This window comes from Nostoc sp. (assembly GCF_035638895.1).
GTDB lineage: Bacteria > Cyanobacteriota > Cyanobacteriia > Cyanobacteriales > Nostocaceae > Nostoc.
The window spans coordinates 1-3,443 of record NZ_DASQZC010000678.1 but is presented as its reverse complement, the minus strand read 5'-3'; the positions used below and the strand labels follow the sequence as shown (position 1 = coordinate 3,443).

Below are 3,443 nucleotides of genomic sequence, written 5' to 3'. Positions count from 1 at the left end.
TGACAAACACAATACTGTTATGCAATTGTTCAGCAGGGTATTTATTTTGAAAAACCTAAAAGTAGGTGAAAAAAAATAAACTAAAAATGACTTTATAGTTAATAAATGATATAAGAGGTCAAAGAGCGGACTCCAAAGTTTATTTATGCGGCAGTGTACTGCTTTTTAAGCGCTATCACGCCATAAAACTATAGAGTCATTTTTAGTTTATTTTTTGAGAGTGGTTTGATTGCTTTGTGTTTAAGACACTTTTTTCTAGAACCGCAAACGGGAGCTAGAGAAGTAGTTTCTCAAGAAGTGCCAAGGCACTTACCAGTAATGAAATGCCCCGCCGTCGCTTACGAGACAGGGGGCAAAAGCACAGCTAGCCCGGATTTCTCACTCTTGATTGAGAGCAACAACCGCAAGCCGGGTGAAATTGTTAAGTTGAACATTTCTAAATTGCAATCGTCGGGTGCAAAAAAGCGCTTTCCAAGCGCTGCTGTAATCGCGTATATCGCAGTTGTCCGTCACTAGAACGCAAAGCCTTGGATATCGCTTTCTTGGAACCAACGACAATCGCTAACTGCTTGGCACAAGTTAATGCTGTGTACAACTGTTTACGAGACAAGATCATATAAGGCTGCGTATAAATTGGCAGAATTACTACCGGATATTCTGAACCCTGGTTTTGATGAATGGTGAGGCTCCAGGCGAGGGCAATTTGATTTAAGTCTGCTCTGGTTCTAACGACAGTATGCTTACCATACTGTACAGTAACTTCCATCTCTTCAAGATCAATGGCCTTGATAATTCCGAAGTCGCCATTAAAAATTTCGTGATTATAATCATTAGTCAGTTGAATGATCCGATCGCCTTCTCGTAATAAATTCCCGCCCCTGGTAATCTCTACTTTGTCGGGACTGGGGGGATTAATCAACTGCTGCAATACGGTATTGAGGTTACGAGTCCCAAGCAAACCCTGCGACATGGGGCAAAGCACTTGCACATCAGTAGCTCGATTGTAACCCAGGCGGGGAATCAAGTCTGTAATGATTTCGGATATTGCTTTAACACCATGTTTGGGGTGATGACCGCCGCCGTGCCACAGACACTCAGACACGGGATTATCGGAAATCGGTTCAATTGTGGGAAACTGGCTTCGGTTAATTTGGTGAGCAGCGGTGATAATTGCGCTCTGTTGGGCTTGCCTAAATACCTTGGTCAACCGCACCACCGGAACGTGACCAGAATTAATCAAGTCAGCAAGGAATTGACCGGGGCCGACAGAGGGTAACTGGTCAATGTCACCCACTAGCAGTAGTTGGGAACCGTATTGTATCGCCTTTACCAAAGAAGATGCCAGAAACAAATCAAGCATACTAGCTTCTAGCGCGACAATTGCGGTATGGGGTAAAGGGTTTTGATTATCGCGTTTGAAGCCCATTGTCTTTGGGTCAAATTCCAACAAGCAGTGTATCGTCTTGGCTTCGAGTTGTGTGATTTGACTCAGGCGTTGAGCAGCGCGTCCAGTTGGCGCAGCTAAGGCGATAGATTTGCCCATTGCTTTCCACAGAGAGACTATGATCTGGGTGGTGAAAGTTTTACCGCAACCGGGGCCACCAGTAAGAATTATTACCCTTGAATATGCAGCCATTTCTACCGCTAGCCGTTGCTGTGGTGAAAGTTTGATTTTACGACTCTTGGTGAAGCGCTCAATCCAGGCGCGAACACGAGGCATATCTTGTGCAACTGGTTGGCAAAATCTAGATTGTATTAATTGAGCAAGGTTCTGTTCGGTGTGAAAGTACGTTGGTAGATAACATAGCAGCGTTTGGTCTGAGCTTTTCTCGCGGATTAAGTCATCCTTGAGTGCCATATCTTTGATAATATCAGCGAGGGCATCTTCTTCGGGTGTGTGATCTGCTGTAGTCAGCAGTTTGATAACATTCTCAATGAGTTTTGGCTGGGGTAAATAGCAATGCCCATCGGCAGCAGCTTCGTTCAAAACATGAATTAAACCAGCACGGTAACGGAACTGACTATCAGGCGCAACTCCTAAATTAAAGGCAATTTTATCAGTTCTCAGAAAACCAATACCGTAGATGTCAGCAGCTAACTGGTAGGGATTGCTGGTGAGAGTAGCGAGTGTTTCATCCTTGTACTGCCTGTAAATTTTGACTGCATAAGTAGTAGAAACGCCATGACTGTGGAGAAATAGCATTAAATAGATGTAAGAGATGTAAGAAAATAAAATAAAAATAAGTTGATAGCTAAATAAAGATATTTTGAATTGAAGCAGAGATTTCATATTTGGGTTATGCCATCGGCGAGGGCGACCCGGACGCGAACAATCCCACAAACTATCGAGTTTGCCCCAGTACCAGCGATGAATTGTGTCGCGTACAGTCTGTGGATGCCATTTTAAGTATTGTGCGATCTTTAGCACTGTCCATCCAGCAGCTGATAAGCGTAGTACAGTGGCACGACTTTGAGTTCTTGGTGGTATACCTTTTGCTTGAGTGAGTGCTAGTAGGGCTTGATCTTCTGTTGGTGACAGGTTAACTTTTAAAGGCGCTGGCATCTTGATCAGGGGTAAAAATATTTACGACTAAAAGAGATTATCCCAATTTGATGTGCCATTATTCTCTCTCGACTCGTCGCTGGTAAGGAAATCACTGCTGACGACCAACATCTATTAAATATGTTGGCGATCGCTGTTGACTATGCTGCTCACATCAAAAATTTTGGGTTTCACTGTTCCCTCTGACCCCAAACCGATTTGGCTGTTGGGGTTGTTAGACCAACTGGGGTTAAAGGTTAAAGTTAACTTACCGCAAGCAGGGGACAAGGGGTCAACAAGTTAAATTATTTTCTTTATCTAAGAAAGAATAAGACAATACTTGCGTTGGTTGGTTATGCTGGAGATGGAGGAAGTCGCCGCGACTGAACTGCGATCCAAGGAAGCGACTGTGCCTGATTCTTACTACGATTGCGTTTTCTTCCATTCGTCTACTGTTAAGCAAGTTTTCCCAGTGGGTATTAATCCTGTGGTTGCTGACACACCGAAATTTTTCAGCGCATAATTTTCTACTTCTGCGTCCTTGAAGGCAAGTTCTACTACTGTTTGCTTTTCCTGCTTTGACAGAGGTTCAATCTTCACGTTTGCTGCGGTAGGAACAGGATTCGTTTTATCCCTGGTGAAATTTTTTACATTATAAAATTGCTCTTGTTCTGGCTTACCTGAGTTCAAGCATCCTTTAGACTTGACAAACAATCCTGTAGCCCAATAGCTATTAACAAAGTGTTGCTTATTAATAAATTGCACCCCATTAGCTGCCCAGACGTAAACGGGATCAACATATCCTTTAGTTTTGGGAATTTTAGTTTCGCTACATCTTACTCCATCCCGCAGACGGCTTCTATAATCTCCGCATACCTTCCAAGTTATTCTATATAAGTTA

General features: G+C 43.2%; 3 protein-coding genes. All 3 read right to left on the bottom strand.

The window, feature by feature from the left end; translation table 11 throughout:
* Positions 1-436: 436 nt before the first annotated feature.
* Positions 437-2,563, bottom strand: a complete 2,127-nt coding sequence (recD2, locus tag VE944_RS31845) for an SF1B family DNA helicase RecD2 (protein WP_324987143.1) — start codon at positions 2,561-2,563, stop codon at positions 437-439.
* Positions 2,564-2,677: 114 nt separating this feature from the next.
* The gene (locus tag VE944_RS31840) at positions 2,678-2,830 is read right to left on the bottom strand and encodes a hypothetical protein (RefSeq protein ID WP_324987139.1); all 153 of its coding nucleotides are present in this window, start codon (positions 2,828-2,830) and stop codon (positions 2,678-2,680) included.
* Between the two features lie 135 nt (positions 2,831-2,965).
* The coding region (locus VE944_RS31835) for a hypothetical protein (RefSeq protein ID WP_324987137.1) at positions 2,966-3,443 on the bottom strand (478 nt) is incomplete at its 5' end.

Excerpts from the sequence above, each read along its gene's own strand:
- recD2 (WP_324987143.1), bottom strand. The coding sequence starts at position 2,563 with ATGCCAGCGCCTTTAAAAGTTAACCTGTCACCAACAGAAGATCAAGCC.